The sequence below is a fragment of the Paenibacillus sp. Soil787 genome (genome assembly GCF_001429545.1).
GTDB lineage: Bacteria > Bacillota > Bacilli > Paenibacillales > NBRC-103111 > Paenibacillus_E.
Map to the genome: position 1 here is coordinate 372797 of NZ_LMSP01000044.1, position 23028 is coordinate 395824.

Here is a 23028-nt window from a genome sequence, read left to right on the forward strand (position 1 = left end):
GGGGTCGGCTGCTTCATTACTCTAACGGGCAGATTATCGCAATAGATGATTGTTCATTTAGGACACGGTTCGCCGCAAATTAGCTTACAACCTCGCTGAGTTGTTGGCTAATTTTCTATTTCAAAATTCGTTGATTAGAATTTGAAACATTTCAAATCACTAATTTAAGATTTTAACAGTTGAAATTCTTAAGCCAAATAGTATTTCAATAAATTTACTTTTTGACAACGAAATACTGGTGGGAGAAGGGTTGTATAGGCTTCTGAACGGCTTTGATATGCGTCAGGGAAAGCGTTTTGCGTGGCGTTCAAACAAGCCTTAGAAGGCTGTCTAGGAGTTCTGATGTTGTTATGTTTTAGAAGGTTGGGGGTTACATCAAAATGATGTTGTTTGTGGTGAAACCCCTATAGTGCTTCCACCGTTCGACTATGAGTGAAATTTGAAACGATAACGTTACAATTGAAATGGTTTTTATTGTTCTTACATTAAAAAATCTCAAAAATAAATGTAACCTTTTTAAGATTGAATCGTCTACTCTCCAAGAGGTGAATGAGTTGGACTTTACATACCTAAAATATTTGTCTAAAGGACATGACAAAAAGCAAATACTTCATGATTTAATGCTGGCATATGGTCAAGATGTGTGGAACTTTGCTTTTTCTTTGACTGGACAACGCAATCTTGCTGATGATATAAGACAAGATGTTTTTGTGAAAGCCTTCAATAAACTTGAAACGTTTCGTGGAGATTCCTCACCAAAACTATGGTTACTGTCAATCACTCGTCATGTTGCATTCGATTATAGAAAATCAATGTTTCTTCGTAAAGTTTGCCTTGTTGAATACATAACAGAAAAAACCACTAGTCAATCTGCTGAAAAAGAATATTTCAAAAATTGTTTAATAAAGGATACTTGGCAAGTCGTTTTATCTTTACCTGTGAAACTTCGAGAAGTCATGGTGTTATACATCCATCATCAACTGTCTATTGAAGAAATAGGTGAATTGTTAGATATTTCGGAATCGGCAGTAAAAGTAAGGATTCACAGAGCCAGAAAAAAAGTTAATACTATTTGTAATGAAAGGAAAGGTGAGATTAGTGAGGAAGTTTAAGTATAATTGGGAAAAAGATTTAATACCTCCTCCTCTTTCAAGTGAAAATTCGTCTAATGAATGGATGGACGATGTTAAAAACCGAATTATGAACAAAAAAAGGAGAGTTTTTAATCGTGTTGTACCTCTGGTCGGAAGCATATCCGTTATAGTTTTATCTGTAGGAATATTTGTAGTAAAAAATGATAAGATAATGGATTTGATACCTTATTGGAGTGAAGTTTTAGGGTTTTATGCTACGCTGACAACTTATGAACCAGTCAAGTATCCACCAAGAAACAAAGTATTTGAGAATCAAGAGCAACTTTCAAAAGAGGAACAAAAAAAGGCTGATTTTATACAAAAGATGGCATATGCATATCAAAATATTAAAACATTGAAAGGAATAGCTGAAATAAATATGGATGCTCTTGTTTCAAAGGTTGAATTTCAAATTCGTGAAGGCAAGAATCCAGCTTCATACGAAGTAGTCACTCAACCTGATGGGACTAGAAGTGAATATACAAATGATAATAATTATGGTTGGACACGTTTCAACGATGGTAAGGAGGATGATGTACTACGTGTTGTGCCACGTAATCCAGAAAAGGAACCAAATCTAACATTTGTATCTACTACAGACGGAAATCCATCTTATTACTTACCTAATGACCCAGCTTGGACTAGAAGTGCATCAGATATAGTTGCTCCTTTACGTAATCTTGGATGGATGGTGGTTGACTTAAAATTGTGGTCAATCATAGGCGATGAATCTTTTTTAGGTCGTAACGTCAAAGTTGTTGAAGGGAAGTTACCTTCTTATAATGCTCAAAAAATGCATGCCGTTACATATAAGGTGTGGGTAGATGATGAGACGAATATGGTTCTAAAAAAACAAACTTATGACAGTAATGGTAATGTTGTTGAAGGTATTGAGGTTACTTCAATCGAGGTAAATCCACAACTGGATAATAGTATCTTTGACACTTCGCAAAGGAAAAAATGAGATTTATTAAAGGATTATAAGCCAGCTATAAACTGAATCAATTCAAAAAGGTAATAGAGTAACAAATTTGTGTTTAGATACATTACTGTGAACCTAGCATTAATGGAAGTCAGGTCGTTAAGTAACGCAGAACTATGGTTAAACAAGCAAGGAGCAATTCTGTCGCGGCAGCTGCCCCCTGTTTTCATTCAAGTAACGGGCAGCATAGTTCAATTGGTAGAAGGAAAATATTTTCTTTATAATGGGGAATATTACCTTCAAGTGGAGGTTGAGTTATATTTGAAAACATTAGATCGCATGTTATTCCTTGTGGCAGTATTTAGTCTCCTTTTTGCTCAAATAGTTGGGGCATCAGATGGAGCGGAAGTGTTGGATATTAAAAAAGGTGAGATAATCCTCACAATAAAAAACTCTAATTCGTTGCAGAACCAGGTTAAAGAATGGTTGTCCTCTGTGAATGGTACCGTAGGTTCCTTAAAAATTGAACCAAGCGAGGTCATAGCCATTAAGATCCCTCTTATGCAACCTTACAAAGTTAATAACGATTGGATTACTGGAACAGTTACGGAAGTAGTGATGTTTATTAGTCCGTCCAAAACTTATTTCCCAACTCTACTCGTATTTACGAAAGAAGTAGGTCTTGTTGCTGTTCATGTTAAAAATCACAGTTTAAAGACTTTTTTAAAGAAAAACAAATTATTCAATCCAGAATTAAATCTAGCCGAACTTCCATTACGCTAACGGATAATCTTAGATTCATAAAGACATTGCAAACAAAGCAGGCGCCGTGGCGACCTGCTTTGTTCATTGAGGGACGGGCAGTTTAGTACAATGCGAAAGGGGAATAATGTTCTGTAAAACATGAAGGGTGTTGTTTTTTTGAAAAAATTCAAGATTATTTTTGTTTACATTCTTTCACTAATTGCCATAGTTGTATTAACAATTGGGATTTATATGTTGATTATAGCAGTTCAAGAAAAATTGTTTGTGTCTGAAGAGTATTTAATGTGGATTTTTAAATACCCTGCTTCAAGGCTGGTGTTTATTTATGAGATATATCTATTCGCGGGATTTTTCTATATTTTTAAGAAGGAATTTAGGGAAATGGGTACGGGAGCTTATAGTGCAAAAGATAATTTTCTTAAAAAACACAGAAGACAAATTATACCTATATTTATAACCCTTAACATTGCTTTGTTTTACGTTATTGTTTCTGCTGTTACTGTTATAACTAATAGCAAGATTATTGATTATTCATTTCTTTCACCACAGGGTCGAGAATATAACTACAACGATGTTGTTAGTATTAATACAGGTGTGTATGGAAAGAAACTATACATTCCGTTTACACATTCAAAGGGTGACTTCTTCTACATAATAGAATTAAAAGACGGCTCAAAAATTGATTTAACAGAAGTCGGCGGAGTTAAAAATGAAGAACATGAGGTTTTTATCATCGAAAAGCTTGACAGTGAACTCGTAAAGATGAATGTCCCTAAAGTATCCAGCATGAAAAATTTCAAATATAGCACCGAACATCTAGATAAAATTTATACGGATAAAATACGAAATATATTAGAAAACTCGCAAGCCCTCGGCTGGAAGATGTTATCACGCCGAGCTCAATGCCGAAGAAAATGAATACCAGCTGTGGCTGGAATATATCGATGGCGTAACCGGTTTAGACTTGACCGGTGACATGTATGAAAAGGCCGCGCTGGAGTTAGGGCGCTTTCAAGGCAAGTTGTATGCGGAGCAGCCCGCCGTGCTGCAGAGCCTGACCAACCTGAGCCATGCGGATCTCATGAAGAATACGTACCTGCATTATCGGTCATGGCCGGTCGTCTACGATTATATACGCTCGGAGGACTGCGAATTCCCGCTGCACGTGCGGCAAATGCTCATCGACATCGATGAGCAAGCAGACGAGATATTCGCCCGTATCGAAAAATTACCCCTCGTGCTATGCCACCGGGACTTCTGGGTAACCAACCTGATCTATGCTGAAGGGAATATCGCGCTCATCGACTGGGATACCAGCGGATGGGGCTACCTGGGCGAGAATCCCGCAAGCCTGATCGCGGATGAACCGAGTATCGATCACATGGTCGAATACTACCAGCGATGCGTCCCCGCGTATTACAAAGGCTTTTCGGAGTATGCACATATATCCCGAATCGCCGATCATTGTGTCTATGAGATAATTCTTCTCGTATTCGGGTACAGGCTTGTAGAGGGGTATTGAGTATAGAGCATTTGATTGATCGAGAACGAGATCGTGATTTCTCTTTAATCGTACTAATGTGTGGAATAGCTGGTTCGGGAAAAACTACCTTTTCTCAAAATTTAGAAAAGTATGGTTATATACGTCTTTCTATTGATGAAGAGGTTTGGTCTACTAATGGTCGATATGGAATTGATTATCCCGTTGAAAAATATAGGGAGTACTTGGAAGAAGCGCATATAAGATTACGTAATAAGCTAATAAAGTTAATTGAAGATAAAAAACAGGTTGTAGTCGACTCCAGTTTTTGGAACCGATCCGAAAGGGATGAATATAAGCGGCTTATTAAAAACTCCGGTGGGAAATGGAGACTTATTTACTTGAAAGTACATCCTGATGAATTACGAACGCGCCTTAAGATTCGTAGCCAACGTTTTGATGCCAATGCAGCCTTTACGATAACTGAGGATATATTAACAACTTTTCTCAATGGGTTTGAAGAACCAAGGGATGAAGGGGAAATTGTTATAGAAAATTAAAGAAAGTTCCATACAAGCATAATAGTTACAAAAAAACGTGAACTGTTGCGCTAACGGAACGATAGTGGAGGAGCTTGCAGCGATTCCTCTTTTTCATTGAAGTGGGCAGCCTAGTTTAAAAATAATGGGTAAAGACTTATTCCAATTTAATTAGATCTGGGTTACAAATTAAAATTGATGAATACGTTAAAGCGTTTAATGTTATTTGTCCTTCGTGATGAGTTATTTAAATATGCGACCAGACACGAATGCTAAAACCCAGGCATAATAATAATTTCGTTGAAAATATAAAAAAACCACACATAAACATGCAAAAAGTTCATTTATATGTTTTCAGTCACATGGTATTTTTAAGGAAACGACATAAGGTGTGGATCTATAAAATGAAGATGCCGTTTGAAGTACCAGAGAAAAAACAAATTCGCGTTATCATTAATTCAATAGTTATGCAAGGCGTTTTCCCTTTGAAAGGAAGCGGTTACAAATATCATCGCTTAAACTCGCTTCGCTGTTTTCCTAAGGACACTAATAATTTCAATGAATCTGAAAATTAAGAAGATTTATTTTCCAGGAAACGATGATGCAGAACGTCCAGGATGGGATGGGTTTTTAGAGGGAAATTCATTTTTGGGGGGTGATGGATGTGTAACAATAACCGCAAGAGTAGGGGAATACCAAGGAGTATAAATATAAGGAGGTAGGAACTTATGACCAGAAAGTTAATACCATTATTATTATCCCTATTTGTAGTGATGGGGAGCTTGCAATTTGGTAATGTAGTAAAAGCTGAACAGAATGGTTCCGATGTGAGTGAAGTTGTAAAACTTATTATTGTGGAAAAAGATGGATTTGTTCATCCGGGAATCAGTGTCGATCCAGAAAAGTTAGAGAATACAAGACAAGAATTGATGAAAGGGAACAACCCCTGGATAAGCTATTATAATGCAATGAAACAAACCAAGTATGCTTCTTTAAAGTTCGAATCAGCAAACTTAAAAGCCGGAACGATCGATACACCAAAAGATTCGACATTTAAGAAGTCAGCTGCGAATGTAAATTTAAGCAGTGATGGCTTTAGGGCATATACACAGGCAGTGCTTTATTATTTAACTGGTAACAGCCAATATCGGTATAATGCCATTAGGCTTGTCAGGATATGGGAAAATATGAACCCTAATGAATTTCAGTATTTTGCTGATTCTCATATTCATGTAGGGACACCATTTTACTATATGGTCAGTGCTGCGGAGCTATTGCGATACACCACTGTAGTGGATGCGGTGTACAATGATGGACAAAACGGAATTATGAACTATAACTTGACATGGACAGAAGAAGATACAAATAAACTTACTAAAAATCTTATAGATCCCGTAATCAGCACCTTCTTGTATTCCAATTACAGGTATATGAATCAGCACCTTTATCCGGTGATTGGAGCTATGGCAGGATATATTTTTAAAGATGATAAGGCCCGATATGAAGAAGCGGTCGAATGGGCCATGGTCAATTCCACTACTGAAAAACCGGATATCAACGGCGCCTTGAAAAATCAATTCCATTTAATTGAGGCAAACGATCCAAGAAACCCTACTGGCGTATCATATATACAGCATTTGGAAATGGGTCGTGACCAAGCTCATGGTTCTGGAGACGTTATCGATCTTACTGGGATAGCACGTATTCTGACCCAACAAAAAACAAAGATAGATCCTATAATTGGAACCGTATCAACAGCAGTATATGCCCAGACCCCATACACTTTTCTCAATCAGCGTATTTTAGAAGGAGCTGAGAAGCTTTATAGATATATGGGAGGGTATACAATCCCCTGGACCGAGCTGGGATATCAGGATTTTGGCGGACAAGTTTCAGAAGCATATCGCGGTCGTACAGGCTTATATTTTAATATGAGCGAGCTTTACGATGCTTACAGATATATGGAGGGAATGACAAAAGAAGAGTTAGAAAAAAGGGCTCCTCAACTATCATTTATGGCTAACCATTTAACTTCTCCTAGTTTTTATAATGGATCGAATTTAACTAATTTTTGGGGAAGTTTTAGTGATAATAAAATGACGGAAATAGGGTGCGAGTATTGGTTATCCATTCCAAGCGAACGTAATTTAGACAAGGAGATCGCTATTCCGGCGCAGGCTCAAGATAGTTCTGTTTCATTTGTTGAAAGAGGGGCTATTTTAGATAAATCCTTAGCTTCAGTTAAAAAGGAAGAAGAAACAACTTATATTCGTGTAAAATCTTCAATAAATCAAGAACAGATTAAAGAAACGGATTATGACTCTCAATATCCGAAAGATATAAAAACAATACGTGGAGGAAATCAGATTGCTTTGCCTTCATTAATAAAGATCAATAAACCTGAAAGTGAATTCAATTCCTTGCGGATTCGCTCGAATGGTAATGCCAAGTTATTGATTAGCAGCAATAATTATTATGGAGAAGCCTATCAGGAAGTAACTATCCCCAATACACAGGGGGAGTGGAAAAATATCGTATATAACACAAATGGGAAAAAACAAATTTCTAGGACTGCTAGACAATTGGCAAACTTAGATTTTTATTCGGTAATTTCTGATACTGATGTTCAAGTAGACTTCGATCGTTTGCAATACATAAATGCAAATGGTGGATTGAAAACGAATGTACCAACCTTTAAAGGGAATCTGAGTCAGGTGCAATATCTTCTCAAAAAAGTTCCATTTGAACAGAAAATGGAGTTGGATAATGCCGATAACGTAACATTTAGTTTTGTGAACGCTCCAAAAGGAATGACGATTGACAGCGATGGAACGATTAAATGGACACCTGATAAAAAGACAGACGAACCCATTTTAGTTACGGTAGTCGCTGATAATGGCGTGGTTGTTAATACAGCTCAATTAAAATTTGTTGTTTCCAATAATCACCATGAAGCATATGAAGCTGTTTTATCAACTTATAATCAGAATCAAGTCTATACACAAAAAAGTTTTCTGGAATTTTCGAAACACAAAGAAGAAGTTGAAACATTGCTTAAGGGAAGTACAGAAGATAGCATATTCTTAACAACTTTAAATGAAATGGTGACAAGCATAAATGCGTTGGAACTGCTGAATCCGAAATTGGAAGATGGAACCTTTAATTATTATGCCTATGACTCTATTATTCCGTCTGCAACAACCATGAATAAGGATAATATTAAATGGCTGGTAGATAACGATACGGCAACATTCAGCGGTGATTTGAGAGCACCAAGTATTTTTGATTTTGGACCAGAGTATAAAATCTCAGCGAAAGCATTTTCTTTCCAAGCTAGAAGAGGTTTCCCTAACCGCTCTGAAGGAATGAATGTATATGGATCCAACGATGGAGTGAATTGGATTATACTAACGGAGACTTTTACGACAAAGACAGAAGCAATGGAGACCCTCCGAGTAAAGGATTCTTTAGTTAACGAATCATTCAGATATTTAAAATTCCAAGTGGATTATCCTGGTATTCCTACGGATCCTTCATATCCTGGTATCTCATCTTTCGCGGAACTTAGGATAGATGGAACCAGATATGAAGTGAACGAATAAAGCGGTCGTTAGGGTTCAATAGGTTTCAATATTGGCACAAAATATATAACTTAAAATGGCACAGAAATTGAAGTCCTGTATTGACAAAACCTTGTCAGTACAGGACTTTCTGCATTTTAGCAAGTGCAGCCGATAAATGACATTGTATTGAGATGACATCAAATTATGCATCAATAAAAGTAAGATGATCCCTATTTAGAGGATGACGTTTATGATGATTTAACAGATAGAGTGGTAGAATGGTACTTTAAAAATCAAGAACCGATTTTTAAACCATATGATCCGAACCAGTACCGATAATTCAAATGAGATTCAGGGTAACGTTAGTACAGTTGGTGAATTATCCATTGGTCAAAAAAGGGGAGATTCGGATGTGTGTATCGGTACAGACTCTTGACATTTATCGGAAGAAGTTTCTGACGTTCGACAAAGCCATTTTTTTGTCGGGTGACAAGAACATATATGGTTTCCTGAATCAGGACAAGAACATGGCTTCCCGTAGTTGAGAAGTGTTTTCAATAGTGTGCCAACTAGGAATCATCCTTATAAAGTTATTAACGGGTACGAGAGCTCAATAGACATCAGTGAAGGCTGCCGATAGCAAGATCGGCAGCCTTCATTCAGCTAACGGGCAGCATAGATCAATTAATACCTAATTTGCATCTTCCATTTTGTGTTCTATTTATTGCATCATTAATTAGAGAATTATTGAAACTATATGAAACGATTGGGGGAATATACTTTGAATTTTAAATTAGTTGACTTATATAATCATCTAAACCAGTTAAAAGAATTAGAAAGAACTTCATATTATGAATTTCTTAAGGTACCATCAATGAGTGTAGGGCTCTATAAACTAAATAAAGGCGAGCAGGATAAACAAAAGCCACATACAGAAGATGAGATTTATTTGATAATTGAAGGTAAAGCTTTGTTTCAAAATGGAGACACAATTGCTGATATTAGTAAAGGGGACATCCTATTCGTAGAAGCTAACAAAGAACATAGATTCTATGATGTAACGGAAGACCTAACTACCCTGGTCTTTTTTTCACCAGCAGAACACTCAAATAAATAGGTACTACTTTAAGCTAACTGTAACTATAGCACAATAATTCAGGCTGCCGTTAGGCAGCCTGTTCAAGTAAGGGCAGGATAGTTCCAAAATGTGTTAACATATGAGAGAAGTATTAACATTTTAGGGGGTGTGTTGAAATGAGCAATAAGGGGGATTTTATTGAATTTATGGTTAAATCAAATGTTCTCATATTCGGTGACTTTGTAGCTAAGAGCGGTAGAAAGACACCATACATGATAAACACAGGGAACTTTCAAACCGCGAAGCAAATCGCAATTTTAGGCGAATACTATGCTGATTGTATACACTCAAAATTGGATGAATCAGTAAATGTTCTCTTCGGTCCTGCCTACAAGGGTATTCCTTTGGCGGTAGCTGCCTCTACTGCTCTATATAATAAATACAATAGAGACATCTCGATAACTTTTAATCGAAAAGAGAAGAAAGATCATGGTGAAGGAGGACAAATCATTGGGTATATACCTCAAAATAACGATTGCATTGCAATCATTGAAGATGTGATAACCGCGGGCACAGCTGTAAGAGAAAGTATAAATTTACTAAATAACACCGCGGATGTAAAGATTACAAATTTAATCGTTTCAGTCGACAGATTAGAGAGAGGACTGAGCAATAAAACGACGATTCAGGAATTAAATGATGATTATGGTATTCAAACAAATGCCATCGTAACCATAGAGGATATCCTAAATTATCTACATAATCGCGAAATTGATGGAAAGATTGTAATTGATGGGCTCATGAAAAATACAATAGAAGACCATCTCAACCTTTATGGAGTTAGATAGCTTAGATACTGGGTTTAATTGCAATAACGAGGAACTATTGATCGATCACGATATGACGGCAGCCGGTCACACGATCAGCTGCCGTTGTGCGTTAAAGTAACGGGCCAGTTTAGCGTGGAAGTGAAGACATTAAGCAGTTTGTTGAGGGGGTTCTGTGGGAACTACGATTGACTGACTTTGAGCAAACTATAAAACCGCTACCATCCCAAATTATGGTACTATATAGAAAATTACATAGGGGTATAGTTATATCTTATTTTCATTATACGGGAGTGAAACTATGGGGATTAATGTATTCTTATTGAAACCAACTGTGGAGTTAAGGGATGAATACCTATCATTTTATCAAGAATGGAAGGTTAGCGGAGAAAACATGATTCCGTATGTAATTAAAAGAGACCCTACAGATTTTGAGGAAATGGTGCAAAAGCTTCTTGATAGAGAAAATGGTGTGAATCTCGTTGGAGATAGGGTACCCGATTCTACTTATTGGTTAGTAACTGGAGATAAAAAGGTAATTGGTGTAGTTAATATAAGGTATGGATTAACAGATAAATTAATGAATAGTGGTGGTCATATTGGTTATGGAATACGTCCGTCAGAAAGGCAAAAAGGGTACGCCACAAAATTATTGGCACTATCCTTGGGAAAGCTGAGAGAATTGGGTATAAAAAAGGCACTTGTTGTATGCGATGAAGGTAACATTGCTTCAGAAAGGACCATTTTAAGAAATGGTGGAGTGCCTGACGCAAGTTTTACTGAGGAAGATGGAAACGTTGTAAAAAGATTTTGGATTGAGTTATGAAGTTTAGATGTAAAGGCTTTACAGGGCTGACAGTCCATTAAGCTAACGGGTACAGTGGGGGAGCTGCCGCGAGGACAGCTCCTTTTTTGATGCTCATTGAAGTAACGGGCAGGAATCTTCAAAAATTCTTGTTTTTATACTCATTACAATGGTAAAATATAACAGGAACGTGCGTTTGTGTTTTTGGAAATTATCTGCGTTACAGGAGGAGAAAAACGTGGTTGAAATCGTTGAAAAACAGAAATTTTCGGTTATTGGTAAAACGGGAAAAGGGCTTTCTAATGAAGGTCCAAAGTGGATACCGCCATTATGGCAAGAAGCAAATAGTAACTTTATTGAGATAAGCAACCTCGCTAAGTTGGATGCTGAAGGCAACATTGTTGGAATTTGGGGTGCTATGAGTGATGTTGATGATAACTTTGAAAGATGGAAGGTTGAAGGAAAATATTTAGCAGGATGTGAAGTTGTTGACGATGCAATCACACCGAGTGGATGGGAAAAGTGGGTCATTCCTGCATTTAAATATGTCGTGGTTAAATGTACGCAAGACACGTATAATGAAACTTTCCAGCAGATGATTTCAAATTTCACTCATAGTCGGTCTATGGAAGTGCTAACGGCTTATCTAAAACCGACAAACACGAAAAAGGTGTAAACCATCTCCCCACTCCCTCCACCTCATCAGACCCACTAAAATCCATACTGACGGCTTGTAGACTTTCACATGACATGGATTCTATAAAAAATTGATTGTGCATTATAACAGTTGTTGGTATAATTCCTCCTAAGCAATCCAGTCATATGAGATGAGAACAGTTGAGAAAAGGAAAGGTGAGATGAGATGAGTAGAGCAGAAGTTAAATTAGATTTAAGTCGTATTGTTTTTATTGGAAGAACATTTGAAGAATACATGTTAATGTTCAACCTATCTAAAGAGGAATTGAAAGGGCGAAAAGTCCTTGATTGCCCTGCAGGTGCATGTTCTTTCACTGCAATTGCAAACCAACAAGGTGCAGATGTTACTGCGACTGATATTGCTTATTATCATCCTTTTGAACAGCTTGCTGAAAAAGGGTTTGAAGATATTGAACATGCTATGCTTAATATGGAAAAGGCACAGAAGAATTACAAATGGGATTATTTCAAGTCTGTAGAAGGTTTAAGAAACCATAGAATACAAGCACTAATTGATTGTGCAAATGATATGACAAAATCCCCTAATCGTTATGTACCTGCTGTTTTACCTGCATTGCCATTTGAAGATAAGGAATTTGATTTAACTCTATCTGCACATTTCTTATTCATGTACGCTGATAGGTTGGATTATGACTTCCACTTGCAATCTATACAGGAGTTAATGCGTGTTACAAAGGAAGAAATACGCATATTCCCTTTAATTGACCTATCCTGCAATAGATATGAACATTTGGATAAGTTTGTTGATTTTATACAAAGTCAAGGTTACATTACAGAAGAAATCAAAGTTGGTTATGAGTTTCAAAAGGGTGCTAACAGTATGTTAAGAATTAAGAAAGTTTAATAGTGTCTATAAGTTGTAGTGTACTTTTTGAGTACCCTATTTTACAGTATTTAAAGAAAAAACCACTCCAATTAGTAGGAGTGGTTTTTTCTTTAAATACTGATGTATATCCTATGGTCAAATTGTACCTTGTGCTTAGATACATTACGGTGAACCGTACCATGGATGACAGGTCAGGTCATTAAACTAACGGGTACTATAGTTGAGGGGGTGCTTCAGGCAGCTCCTCTTTTGTTTATTATAGTAAGGGGCGGTAGGAATGTTAAATATGAACGAAACAAATACATGGCAAGTACGTCAGATAATGTAGGGGGTGAATCAGTGAAAAAAATAATATTTATCGTGGCGGGACCTGTTGTTATCGTCTCATGCATTTTGTTATTAATAATAATTGGATACTTTAAAGACCCAAAAATTGAAGGGGCAAATAAGATTAGTCAAATGGAGAGAACCTCCACATCAGAGAAGATATTTAAACAGAACAAAGACGCGGACATTCTATGTGTCTATGGTGCACGTTTTTATAAACGTGTCGAAGATCAGGAGCAATATAAACAAATGGATTTGAAAATAAATCATGAGTTAGGCGAGATAAGAAAAGAGTACAAAGATGGAAATATTTTTGAAGATTACATGGCAACTAAACTCCAAGTTGGGACAAAGATATTTACGATTCAAGGTCAAATGCAATCTGAATTGCTTCTTGTACAACTGGGAGAAAAATACGTTGTTTATGTATATCAGAATTCAAAGGATTTGTAAAAGACCCCTCGTGTGAAGCGATTCATGAAACTAACGGCGAACGATAGTTCAATTACGATATGAAGGCAGCCGGCACACGATCGGCTGCCTTTGTCTATTGAAGTAACGGGCAGTATAGTACGGAAACTCATCTAAGCTAAACTGGGTTTCCTATTGAAGTAACGTGCGATTCCTAATTATGGTAATATAAGAGCAGTGAAATATTTATCTGTGGTTCTGAGGGGGGGAGTATAGGTGGGATATTCAAAACGTAGGTGGTCTTTTGTTATAGGCAGTATAATAATTGCCTCTATTGCTTTAGCAATTGTTGCACCAAACTACTTTATAAACAATCCTCCAGAAAATCCTGTTATAAGAACAATCGCATCCAGCAACGCTTTTGATGTAACCGATACACGTAGGCTTGTCGGGTGGGCAGATAATGTATTTGTCGGGAAAGTATTAAAACAGGATGGAACTAAATCATTGGATGGCACTCCTGAAACTCAGTTTAAGGTGGAAGTGTCTGATAATGTAAAAGGTAAATTTAACGGAACAGTAATCGTAAATCAACAAGGTGGATTCAAAAGAAATGAATTAATACTAATTGAAAATGACCAATTACTTCACGAAGGACAATCATATTTATTTGTAACCAAACATTTGAAGGAAGAAAATTGGAATACCTTAGTACCTGTTTACGGCGACATTCTAATTGCCAATGAAGAAGCAAAAATAGAACTAATTGAGAAATTTACAACTTATAAAAATGAAATACCATTTAATATGAGAGCAAGTCATTAAACTAACGATAGCGTAGGAGCTGCTTTAAAGTTGCTCCTTTTTGGTTTTCGATCGAGGGTTTGATTGGAGGACGGGCAGTTTTGCGTGGTATGGTATACTTTACTTATAGATTGAGTTTTGTATTGGAGTTGAATTAGGTGTTCATTAGAGAGATAACATTAGATGATGCTTCAGATTTTGTAACGCTAGTTAAACTGGTTGAAAAAGAATCAGAATTTATGCTGTTTGGGGCTGGTGAAAGAAAAATTACACCCGAACAACAACTTAATAGAATCGAAATTATGAAAAAACAAGAAAACTCTACAATATTCGTTGCGGAGAATGATTTAAGTGTATTGGTCGGTTACATGGTGGTTATTGGAGGTTTTGCGAACAAGAGCAAGCATTCTGTATCACTCGCAGTTGGCGTTTTAAGACAATATTCAGGACAAGGAATTGGAACAATGATAGGGCAATTGCTCTATATAAGAAAATGGGATTCGAAATTGAAGGAACAAAGAGGGATTCACTTTTTTTAAACGGTAAATATATTGACGAGTATTACATGGCGAAATTAGTTTGACTTTTATTCATAAATCGTTGAAAATACGAGATTGAGCTACGGGGAATGTTAGTTCAAGAAATTACAAATTGAGGCAGCCGCCGCGAAAACGAGTGGCAGCCTCATTAAGCTATCGGGCAGGATAGTTACAAAAAAAGGAAAATATATAGACGTACCGAATATAATAAATATCGTTAAAAAAAAAGGATTTATAAGATAACAGAATCAAAATGAGGAGAATGTTAATGGGATGGAATCCAGATCCTTCAACTCCGTTACTTAATCGGATTATGTTCTTGTTCGTAGATAGGGTATGTAGTATCAATCACGTTCGTGAGCAATGTATAAACTTAGGTTATGCCTCAGAAGACATTGAGTTGGCAATCACAGAAGCTTTAATACATCTAAAATTCACTCCCGCGAAAGATTATTCGGATAACACATAATCCTTGCTGTTGGACCAGTTGACATTGAAGTGGCTTAAACGATGAACGTTGGTGTAGCTGAAAATATATTTGGAGGAGGTATAGTTCGGAATATGGATGTTAGAGAGGATTTTTTAGTCAAAGTAAAATTGCATGAAGATTATCTAAATAGTAAATGTACAATTGGGAGTAACCTTGAAATAGTCGGAGTTAATTTATCAGGTATAGATTTATCAAACCGTCATTTAAGTGGAGCCGATTTAGTTGAGGTAAATTTCAACAATGCCGACTTTACAAACGCTGAATTGTACGGTTGTTTATTGTTTTCGTCTTCATTTAACGAGGCGGATCTATCGGGAGCAAAATTTAACAAAGCAAAACTGAGTGGTGCTTCGTTAGATAATGCTATTTTAACCAATGTATCTGCACTTAAGGCGGAATTTAATCATGCTAGCTTAGTTAAAGCAGATTTATCTAACGCATACTTAGTAATGGCGTATTTTGATGATTCAAATCTTAGAGGCGCTAATCTTAAGGGTGCAAATCTTAAAGAAGCATATTTCACAGGTGCCTTGCTATTTAAGGCAGATTTGCGAGAGGCAACTGGGATTGATACGATCCGAGCAGATTGGATTGATGTAGGTCCCGAAGGCGCACCTCAGAAACTAGAGGGAGAAGAAATGTGGCAATGGTTTCGTATTGCTGCAGGTCATTGAACTAACGAAAAACGACAGCTCCATAATATTGTACTATTTAGGCTGCCGGTGAATCGCTCGGCGGCCTATTTCGCTAACTGGCAGTCCCTTTAACTGAACTCGAACTAAACTTGCTGTTGTCGATACCTTCTACATGGTGTAATCTGGGAATATCTTCATTTAAGTAAGAAAGGGCGGTTTAATAAATGAAGTTTATACTTATATTCGGTCCCCAGGCTGTAGGAAAGATGACAGTGGGGCATGAAATAGAGAAAATCACGCCTTTGAAGTTGTTCCACAACCACCAGACGATCGAGCTGTTACATCCTTACTTTGGCTTTGGACCTGAGATGTGGAGGTTGAGCGATCTATTTCGCAAGGAAATCTTTGAGCAGATGTCTAAAAGCAATAGTTCCGGATTAATGTTTACATATGTATGGGGATTTGATTTACCTGCTGACTGGGAGTTTATCGATCAAATCTGTAACATTTTCGAATCTAAGGGCCATGAGGTATGTTTTGTTGAACTCGAAGCTGACATTGAGGAAAGGCTTGCGCGAAATAAATCCCCTCATCGTTTACATCATAAGCCGACGAAACGGGATGTTAAACGATCAGAAAAGGAATTAATTCATACGATGGAGAATCACCGTTTGAACTCATTACCTGGTGAGATCACAAGGGAAAACTACATTCGAATTCAATCAACTAATCGAACAGCGGAAGAGACGGCACTATTGATTAAAGAGCGATTTCAGCTTTAGATCTTTTCGCTAACGGAAACGTTAGTTCAATAAACAGCAACGGAGGCAGCAGACTTTATTTTTCCAAGTCCTAGTCCGCCGCTGTTTCTTTTACTATATGCCTTGACGTATGTAAATTAATATGTATAAGAATTCCTTACACTCCACATTATAATATAACACCTAGAGAAGGAGTTGGCATAAATGGCTAGAAACAACACATTAGTAGTTCCACAAGCAAAAGCTGCTTTAAATCAGTTGAAGGTTGAAATTGCTCAAGAACTTTCAATTCCATTTCAACCAAATGCATATAACGGAAACCTCACTACACGCGATGCAGGTGCCATTGGTGGCAACATCACAAAGAGATTAGTACAAATAGCTGAACAGCAATTGCAAGGCTTCAATCGCTAATTCTTTGATGTAGAAGCAAGCATAAAAAAAGACTACAAACACCTTTCCTCCTTAAGGTGAATGTAGTCTTTTTTTGTTTATTGAAATCTAAATCATTATTCTTGAGCTGGGTATTCACTTTTGATTAATTCAACTGAAGTATATTTAGCAGTTTCAAAAAGTAATTTAGATACAGATTTGTCCGTTTTTTCTTTCTCGAAAATGAACATTGTCTTATCTAGTTCTTTGAGTAATGGATATTTTTCAATCAGTAACAACACCTCCAAAGGAGTATAAGTTGCAAGTAAATGGGTCGTACAATCCGTCAATACTACTAGAAGCTTGATAATGAGTTTTTAGTTCGACATCAAGATATTACACCATTTTTAATATAGTTTTATTACACTAATCATGTTGTTATAAATTGGATATGATATGAGGTAGAATTAAATGTTTAAGAAATTACCCAGTAGTACTCGTGTCATCTTTGCATCTGTTATGTTATTTGTGGCTTTCTCTTCATCAGCGTTTGCCCATCAATGTTATATTGCTAACAAGCCTGATGGGGCAGGTGCTATCACAAGTGAGGAACAAATGTGGGTTAACAAGGGAGGGAAAGATGTGATGCAAGGTGCATTTGTAAACCCTTCACTTTGGGGTTTAGAAGGATATCAAGACATTTTTATCCGTGGTTATTTTGATACAGCAGCCCAAAAAGGAAGTACAACAAACGGCGTTCAGGAATACGTAATTCCCGAATAAATTCTATTATTTTATCGAGCTTGTAGATATATAGCGCAGAAGGCTGCCGATCATTCCTGTCGGCAGCCTTCTCTTGATATTAATGGCAATAACCCAGTGATGTTGATTAAATATACTCAATTCTTCCTATCACTTCGGATTTTAAAAGTAAAAAGGTTGTTATCCCTAGGAATTCCTAAAGATAAAGCCTTTGAATGGGGGAATACCCGGAAAGGGTATTGGCGTATTGCAAGCAGCCCAATTTTACAACGAGCATTGGATAACCAATATTGGGAGACCAATGGCTTGAATAGTCTGATGGACAGATACAACTCTTTACGGAATATTTCATGAACCGCCGTATACCGAACGGTATGTACGGTGGTGTGAGAGGTCGGGGGCTAGCCGCCCCCTCCTACTCGATTTTGCTCGCTCTTAATCCCCGTAAATCAATCCATCATAATGGCTTTATAAAGGATCGAAGCCACTTCCGATCTTTTCGCTGGGTTGTTGGGAGCAAAGCTTCCGTCCTCATACCCATCAACCAAACCTTCGGTAGCAGCGGTTCGCACATAGTTTACCGCCCAATTAGGAATGGCATCCCGATCGGTATATTTTAAGGAATAATTAGTGGCAGCAGGAAGATGAAATCCTTTTACCAAGATAGTGACGATCTCGGTACGAGAAATTGGCTGGTTCGGACGAAGTGAGCCATCTTCATAACCATCGATCAGACCGGCCTGCACAGCTGTCTGCATGGATTGGCTGGCCCAATCAGGGATTTGGTTCTTATCATAGAAGGAAAGATCGGTCGATACCGGTTTCAAACTCAAGGCATTCGCCGTCATAGTAATAAATTCCGCACGGGTAATATTTCGCTCTGGTTTAAACTCGTTATTTTCATAACCATTAATAATATCCATTTGCTGCAACATTGTCACTGGCTCATAAGCCCAGTCATAGCTTGGAACATCGGCAAAAGGTTCAGCTTGCATCAATAACTCAGTCTTTGCTATTAATCGAGTGGGACTGGATTTATCAAAAGAATTCAGAAGCTTAATATCCTTCTTGACTTTTTCTATATTTACGATGTTTCCTTCGGATGGGTACTGGATATCAAGATTCTTGTTATGATTCCAGATTTGTTTCGATATAGTCAGGTTTAAATCTACCTGGTATAAGTAAATGTTGGTTAAGTGGTTTTTTGCATTTGTATCCAAGGTTTACTAAAAAATTAAGAGGATAATTGTCGGATTAAACGGACCTTTTTAAGTCCGGATTTTTTTAGTGCAAAAAAGGCTATGTTTTCTCCGCTGTGGCGGCTGCCCTCATTCATTGCACGTATTAGTGATTTAATGCTTTAATTCCGGCTGAAACCGAGCATAAATTGAAATATAGCGCTGAGAAATTGACATACTGTCTAATGAAATTCTTAATTACGAAGATGCATTAGTGCTTTTTAAAGCATTCATTGAGAAAAATGAAATGCCTCCAACTGATTACAGTATAAGGGAAACAACAAGTATGTTCGTTTGAGCGTTGAGCTAACGGACACGATAGCTGAATTTAGACACAACGGCAGCTGGTCAGTACAATCGGCTGCCGTTTCCACGCAATCGGGCAGATTAGTTCAACATAAAGTCTTACAGCCATAGGGATATACTCCTGCCTTTTCCTTTTAATTTGGGAATACTAATATAAATACAATAAACCGGGAGGAATCCGCTTTGGGCGTCAACTGGAATACCCAGATTCGAATCAATGATCCGTCGGCACTCGACCGTGATCAGATCGAGAATGAATTACGACAAGGAAAACATGTCATCGTGCAGTTTTCTCATCCATCATTCTACGGCTCAATACTCCACGAATTAGACGAATTATGCGCCCATTGGGATGAGAACTTGGGTGTACGCTTTTATGGGCATTACTCTTTATCATTTGATTGCAATACTATTCTACAGATTCCAAATGTCAAAACTTTGTATGTTGATTGTCTAGTCCATGCTCATAATACCGAGGCACTAACCCGGCTTGAGAATTTGTACTATTTGAATTTGAACATATACGAGTTGGAAGATACAGAGATCCTGAGAGGCGAACCTCTCCAAAACCTTTGCATGCTTACGATTTTTTCTGAGAAAAAGACCGTGAATTTGGCACATCTAAAAGGCTATAGCCGTTTGCATACTTTGATCGCAGGTGGTAAGGTCAAGAACCTAGACGCTATTGGACATTTAGCCAAACTCGAGTTTCTCTCCTTAAATTCGATCAGTAAAACGCCCGTTCATTTTATTAACAAATTGAGTAAGTTGAAAACTCTTAAGTTCATTCTAGGGGGAAGAGAAAGCGTCCAGGAGATTGAAGAAAATGAAATCGAGACCTTAGAAATTGTAAGAGTCAGGGGGTTTAGCAACATTCAAAATATAACGAAATTCCAGAAGCTTCGGAAACTTCTCTTTGAAGATCAAATTCAGCTAAATCAGATCAACTTCAATGAGCCTCAGAGGGAATTAGGGGAAATCTCGGTCTTAAATTGCAAAGGTTTAACTTCCTTGACCGGTCTGGATCAACTGCCTTCGTTACAGCTGCTGCGTATCTACAAAACCTCGATTGATTTTGATTCCTTTATAAGGCAGAAACTACCAAACTCTTTAACTACCTTATACTTTGCAACTTCGAAAAGTAAAGTGGATCACGAGATTCAAAAGTCATTGTTTGGGATGGGGCTTCAAAAGAATTGAAATGAGATTGATGTCGGTTATACCGGACAGCAAAAACGGTATTCATTGAACTATCGGAAACGATAGCTGAATCAAGATACGACTGCAGCCGACCAGAACGATCGGCTGCTTTTTAATTAAAATAATGGTAGTTATGTTTAAAGGAGGCAATTATTTATATCAGAATCAGATTGGAAATCTAGCTATGGTAAAATTAGGGTGAATAAAAACAACTAAATTGAAGGGGATTAGATTAAATGGAAGATCAATGGAGGATATCCAAACACGATAGTGGTTGGAAGGTTCTGTTCAATGATATTGCTTTAAAATTGAGAAATTCATTAGGAGATTTGGCCATTCGTATTGATCATGTTGGTTCTACATCGATCGTAGGTCTGGATGCAAAACCAATCATTGATATCCAAATATCTGTTCTAAATTACGATGACATAACATCCTATAAGACCAAAATTGAGAGCGTTGGTTTTGTATTTCGCGAAGAAAATCCGGACAAAACTAAGAGATATTTTCGAGAATTACCGGGCACTCGAAGAACTCATATTCATGTTAGACAAGTCGGTAGTTTTTCTGAGCAAGTGACTTTGCTCTTTAGAGATTATTTGCGTGAGCACCCTCTAGATTGCTTAAGGTATGCTGAGGAGAAACATCGATTAATGGAACTGTTTAAAAATGAACGCCCAAAATATGTTGAAGGGAAAGGTCCGATTGTTTGGGATATCATACAAAAAGCGCATAACTGGTCTCAAGAAGTGGGTTGGAAGTCAGGCACATCTGATAAATAAGTTAACCTGGTTCATTGAGCTAACTGGAGTACTTTCATATGGAGATGCGTAATATTTAAGGAGGAGATAATGTTTTGAAAAATCATATCTATATAAATTTATTTGGTGAAAAAAACAGGGGAACACAATATGGTAAAAGAGTGTCTTTAAGTGTAAAGGAGGAATGATCCATGATAAAGTTAGTTCGTGCCGTATTCTTACTGTTAATCACCGTCCAGATTTTAACGGCTTGTTCAAAAGATACTACTGCGACCACAAAAAGTATTAATTTTGAGAATGAGAAGTATAAATTCGGCCTTACGTTACCATCCAAATGGCGTGACAATTATAATGTTGTTGAACTCAAGCATGAAGAGATTATAGCCTTCAGATTTATCACAGAGGTTGGAAAGGGCGAGTTATTTAGAGTTGAGATTTGGCCTAAAGATCAATGGGAAACCAAAGGGATCGAACTGGCTAAAAATATTCGCATTTCTAAAATTGGTGAGCTAGGTGATACTGTTTATGCATTTGACACTCCAACGGATGTGCAATATGATCCCAACAATCAGAAGGATAAAGAACAATACGCCTTATTAGAAAAAGATGTCGAACAGATAAAAGCCAGTTTTGAGATTAAGAAATAATCCTTGAAATTCTTCTTCGGGGTGTATTCAATATGTAGGCTGATGCGGCTATCGATGGTAGCACCGTTAAGATAACGGCGAATGATAGTTGGGAGACTTGTTTCAAGTAGGAGGTATAATATGGTTTCAATCATTCAAATGAAACTCGAAGATTCTTTTAAAATACGAGATATCGATCGTTCAGAAACAATAAATATCATCTATAAATGTAGAAGACGATTATAATGAAATCAAATCACGGTATGAGTATGAGCTCGAAAACGGTGGTACAGCTTTTGGAGCGTACGCTGGGGATAAGTTGATTGGATTCGGAGTCTTAGCTCATAAGTTTAGAGGCAAAGAGCATGACCAACTTCAGATTGATCTTTTGTATGTTACACGAAATTACCGAAGGCAAGGAATTGGTAGTCGAATAATCGAACAGCTGAGTAAAGCGGCAATTGAAAAAGGTGCGAAGTATTTATATATCTCCTCTACAGAAACAGAATCCGCAGTGAATTTTTATTCAAGCTGTGGGTCGACAATTACGTCAGAAGTAGATCAGGAACTATTCGAAAAAGAGCCCTACGATATTCATTTGATTAAGAGACTTTAACAGTAAGAACGATAGTTCAAATCACGACATGACACGGCGCCGGTACAGGATCGGCTGCCATTGCCCGTTAAACTAACGAGTACGATATCTCAACAGCGGGCAGAAGGCAGTCGATCACTTTTGGATCGGCTGCCTTTATTCAGCTAACTGTAGTAATGCTGCTTCGGCACGTTTTGAATTTGGATACCTTTGCTGAACGGAGGGATAATATACAAAAAAAGGTATTGGTAAAATGAAAAAAATTCTGATTTTGTTATGTCTGATGACAACTTTTTCGAGTATGGCTATATCCCACGCACAGCCACTTGAAGGAACAAATGCTTGCAGCCTTATTTTAAATGCTAAAGATAATGTTCCTTCTATTAATGCAAAAGGCGTGGCTCTTCTTATCCCATCAAAAGGTTGTTTAGCTCTGGAAAAATAAGCTTAAGCATTCATGCTCAATACTTGCCAGATCCCTCTTCTATGGGGAGCTATGACCGTTATGAAGGCTTTGCTCAAGTACCTGGTGTTATCAGTTGGAGA

23 protein-coding genes and 3 pseudogenes are annotated in these 23028 nt (G+C 37.4%); 25 read left to right on the forward strand and 1 reads right to left on the reverse strand.

Annotation, left to right across the window (positions count from 1 at the left end; genetic code table 11):
- The first annotated feature begins 554 nt into the window (after positions 1–554).
- From ASG93_RS28110 to ASG93_RS37335, 20 genes and pseudogenes are all read left to right on the forward strand, one after another.
- Positions 555–1112, forward strand: coding sequence for an RNA polymerase sigma factor (locus tag ASG93_RS28110; protein ID WP_414858892.1), 558 nt, complete (start codon positions 555–557; stop codon positions 1110–1112).
- Complete coding sequence (locus ASG93_RS28115; protein WP_056837464.1) at positions 1099–2097, forward strand: sigma-E factor regulatory protein RseB domain-containing protein; 999 nt, start codon at positions 1099–1101, stop codon at positions 2095–2097. The genes ASG93_RS28110 and ASG93_RS28115 overlap by 14 nt, the downstream gene beginning before the upstream one ends.
- A 69-nt stretch (positions 2098–2166) precedes the next feature.
- Positions 2167–2838, forward strand: a complete 672-nt coding sequence (locus ASG93_RS28120) for a hypothetical protein (protein WP_056837466.1) — start codon at positions 2167–2169, stop codon at positions 2836–2838.
- 138 nt (positions 2839–2976) lie between these two features.
- Positions 2977–3738, forward strand: a complete 762-nt coding sequence (locus ASG93_RS28125; protein WP_156411071.1) for a hypothetical protein — start codon at positions 2977–2979, stop codon at positions 3736–3738.
- Positions 3704–4339, forward strand: a pseudogene (locus ASG93_RS28130) (phosphotransferase); the annotation flags it as partial. The gene ASG93_RS28125 and the pseudogene ASG93_RS28130, both read left to right, overlap by 35 nt.
- Positions 4339–4860, forward strand: coding sequence for an AAA family ATPase (locus tag ASG93_RS28135; RefSeq protein ID WP_056837470.1), 522 nt, complete (start codon positions 4339–4341; stop codon positions 4858–4860). The pseudogene ASG93_RS28130 and the gene ASG93_RS28135, both read left to right, overlap by 1 nt.
- Positions 4861–5567: 707 nt before the next feature.
- The gene (locus tag ASG93_RS28145; RefSeq protein WP_056837473.1) at positions 5568–8441 is read left to right on the forward strand and encodes a hypothetical protein; all 2874 of its coding nucleotides are present in this window, start codon (positions 5568–5570) and stop codon (positions 8439–8441) included.
- A gap of 742 nt (positions 8442–9183) precedes the next feature.
- Positions 9184–9519, forward strand: a complete 336-nt coding sequence (locus ASG93_RS28150) for a cupin domain-containing protein (RefSeq protein WP_056837475.1) — start codon at positions 9184–9186, stop codon at positions 9517–9519.
- 137 nt (positions 9520–9656) lie between these two features.
- Positions 9657–10328 (forward strand): orotate phosphoribosyltransferase, encoded by a 672-nt coding sequence (gene pyrE, locus ASG93_RS28155; protein WP_056837476.1) that lies wholly within the window; start codon positions 9657–9659, stop codon positions 10326–10328.
- Positions 10329–10614: 286 nt separating this feature from the next.
- Positions 10615–11133 (forward strand): GNAT family N-acetyltransferase, encoded by a 519-nt coding sequence (locus tag ASG93_RS28160; RefSeq protein WP_056837718.1) that lies wholly within the window; start codon positions 10615–10617, stop codon positions 11131–11133.
- Between the two features lie 217 nt (positions 11134–11350).
- On the forward strand, positions 11351–11788 hold the full coding sequence (locus tag ASG93_RS28165) for a GyrI-like domain-containing protein (protein WP_056837478.1): 438 nt from the start codon (positions 11351–11353) through the stop codon (positions 11786–11788).
- Between the two features lie 186 nt (positions 11789–11974).
- Complete coding sequence (locus tag ASG93_RS28170) at positions 11975–12673, forward strand: class I SAM-dependent methyltransferase (protein ID WP_056837480.1); 699 nt, start codon at positions 11975–11977, stop codon at positions 12671–12673.
- A 165-nt stretch (positions 12674–12838) separates the two neighbouring features.
- Positions 12839–13435: a hypothetical protein gene (locus ASG93_RS28175; RefSeq protein ID WP_056837483.1), complete on the forward strand. Its 597-nt coding sequence runs from the start codon at positions 12839–12841 to the stop codon at positions 13433–13435.
- Between the two features lie 234 nt (positions 13436–13669).
- On the forward strand, positions 13670–14218 hold the full coding sequence (locus ASG93_RS28180; RefSeq protein WP_056837484.1) for a hypothetical protein: 549 nt from the start codon (positions 13670–13672) through the stop codon (positions 14216–14218).
- A gap of 137 nt (positions 14219–14355) precedes the next feature.
- Positions 14356–14780: pseudogene (locus ASG93_RS28185) on the forward strand (N-acetyltransferase family protein).
- A 466-nt stretch (positions 14781–15246) separates the two neighbouring features.
- Complete coding sequence (locus ASG93_RS28195; protein ID WP_056837489.1) at positions 15247–15900, forward strand: pentapeptide repeat-containing protein; 654 nt, start codon at positions 15247–15249, stop codon at positions 15898–15900.
- A 185-nt stretch (positions 15901–16085) separates the two neighbouring features.
- Entirely contained in the window at positions 16086–16643 is a 558-nt protein-coding gene (locus ASG93_RS28200; RefSeq protein ID WP_056837491.1) for a shikimate kinase, read from the forward strand.
- A 183-nt stretch (positions 16644–16826) separates the two neighbouring features.
- The gene (locus ASG93_RS28205; RefSeq protein WP_056837493.1) at positions 16827–17036 is read left to right on the forward strand and encodes an alpha/beta-type small acid-soluble spore protein; all 210 of its coding nucleotides are present in this window, start codon (positions 16827–16829) and stop codon (positions 17034–17036) included.
- Between the two features lie 429 nt (positions 17037–17465).
- Positions 17466–17777: a hypothetical protein gene (locus ASG93_RS28210; RefSeq protein ID WP_056837494.1), complete on the forward strand. Its 312-nt coding sequence runs from the start codon at positions 17466–17468 to the stop codon at positions 17775–17777.
- Positions 17778–17921: 144 nt separating this feature from the next.
- A pseudogene (locus tag ASG93_RS37335) lies at positions 17922–18110 on the forward strand (group II intron reverse transcriptase/maturase); the annotation flags it as partial.
- Between the two features lie 95 nt (positions 18111–18205).
- Here the strand turns inward: ASG93_RS37335 and ASG93_RS28215 are convergent.
- Positions 18206–18751: an S-layer homology domain-containing protein gene (locus ASG93_RS28215; protein ID WP_056837496.1), complete on the reverse strand. Its 546-nt coding sequence runs from the start codon at positions 18749–18751 to the stop codon at positions 18206–18208.
- A gap of 732 nt (positions 18752–19483) precedes the next feature.
- Here ASG93_RS28215 and ASG93_RS28220 point away from each other — a divergent pair.
- From ASG93_RS28220 to ASG93_RS35525, 5 genes are all read left to right on the forward strand, one after another.
- A complete protein-coding gene (locus tag ASG93_RS28220; protein WP_056837498.1) occupies positions 19484–20500 on the forward strand; it encodes a hypothetical protein in 1017 nt (338 codons plus the stop codon).
- 236 nt (positions 20501–20736) lie between these two features.
- Positions 20737–21282 carry a GrpB family protein gene (locus ASG93_RS28225; RefSeq protein WP_056837500.1) on the forward strand — a complete coding sequence of 182 codons (546 nt, stop codon included), beginning with the start codon at positions 20737–20739 and terminating at the stop codon, positions 21280–21282.
- Positions 21283–21452: 170 nt separating this feature from the next.
- Positions 21453–21908, forward strand: a complete 456-nt coding sequence (locus ASG93_RS28230) for a hypothetical protein (RefSeq protein ID WP_056837501.1) — start codon at positions 21453–21455, stop codon at positions 21906–21908.
- 229 nt (positions 21909–22137) lie between these two features.
- Positions 22138–22503: a GNAT family N-acetyltransferase gene (locus ASG93_RS28235; RefSeq protein ID WP_235551002.1), complete on the forward strand. Its 366-nt coding sequence runs from the start codon at positions 22138–22140 to the stop codon at positions 22501–22503.
- Positions 22504–22735: 232 nt separating this feature from the next.
- On the forward strand, positions 22736–22927 hold the full coding sequence (locus tag ASG93_RS35525; protein WP_056837503.1) for a hypothetical protein: 192 nt from the start codon (positions 22736–22738) through the stop codon (positions 22925–22927).
- Positions 22928–23028: the final 101 nt, after the last annotated feature.